The following is a 1,206-nucleotide window of genomic DNA, read 5'->3' on the forward strand; positions in this document are numbered from 1 at the left end:
TACGGACACACTGCGTCACCACACGCCGAGCCCGCGGACACCTCCGCACCGCTCAACTTTGAAGACCCTGAAAAGTCCGAGCAGGACGACAACGACTATGCAGCCCCCTATAAGGGATGCGCAGCCTTCGGCCCAGCCGCCTGTGCCGTTGCTCGATCTGCTCATGATGTCGTGCTCCCACGCTGCCGGTTGTCTGGTGCGCGTTGCGCTCGTAGAGCGGCGGTCTGGCGCACTCAGGTTCTGTTCCGGCTGATGGTATGGCTCGTCGTCAAGGGTGGAAGCCACCTGGAGATGATCCACTCTCGTTGCGTGAGAAATTGTGAGACGAAGCCCCCAGGAACGATCAAGGGCCTCGTCTCACCTAAGTGATCCAAGGCCCTGACCTGCGACGACGGAGAAGACTCCAGTCGGGACGACAGGATTTGAACCTGCGACCCCTTGACCCCCAGTCAAGTGCGCTACCAAGCTGCGCCACGTCCCGTTGCGCCTTCCACGGTGAACCGTGTGAACGCGCAGGTAAACCCTACCCTACGTGTCCCATCGGTGGGGCGGTGGCGAGATCGGCCTGGACGCGGGCCCTGATGTGCAGGATCAACGCGGTCAGGTCGGCGCAGTAGACCGACGGGTTACGGAAGCCGGTACCGGAGGCGTATCGATGAGCGAAGAGCCCACCCCCACACACGGCGAGGAGGGGGCAGCATGTGCACAGGGACCCCAGGCCGCCGACGCCCGACTGGCGTTGGCGGAACAAGGGGTGGTGAGCAGGTGGCAATCAAGGACACGCGAGCGTGTTCTGGTGGTGCGGGAGTGAGTCTCCGGCCGGCGGCAGGAGCACTCCCGGGGGAAGGGAACGGCAGTTCTTGCATCGAATGCGTGACCTTCGCCGGTGGTGGTCGTTGGTGTGGTGACGGGTTTTGGCAGCAGTCGGGGTGAGGGTGACGGGGTGGGTGGGCTGCGGGAGTTGGCGGCGCCGTTCGTTGCGCCCGGCCCTTCGGGGGTCGCGGTCCGTACCCGGCTCAAGGGCCTGACCGCCGCAGACGAGACGGTTCTCCGGCTGGTCGGTGACCATCTGGGTTCGCTGGCCTCGCGGGATCTGAAGACGCGGCGCGCGGCCGGGCTGGAGCACGATGCCGAGGCCTGGGCGGAACGCAAGCGGGTCCTCACGGCCGAGTCGTCCTCGCGCTGGGCGGGGTCGATCACGAAGGC

At 65.9% G+C, this 1,206-nt stretch carries 1 tRNA gene and 1 pseudogene; one reads left to right on the forward strand and one right to left on the reverse strand.

Annotated elements, in window-relative coordinates:
- Positions 1–407 precede the first annotated feature (407 nt).
- A tRNA-Pro gene (locus tag F3T56_RS45840) sits at positions 408–481 on the reverse strand.
- Positions 482–943: 462 nt separating this feature from the next.
- Between F3T56_RS45840 and F3T56_RS45850 the strand changes: the two are divergent.
- Positions 944–1,206, forward strand: a pseudogene (locus F3T56_RS45850) (IS200/IS605 family accessory protein TnpB-related protein); the annotation flags it as partial.

The organism is Streptomyces tailanensis (assembly GCF_008386495.1).
GTDB lineage: Bacteria > Actinomycetota > Actinomycetes > Streptomycetales > Streptomycetaceae > Streptomyces > Streptomyces tailanensis.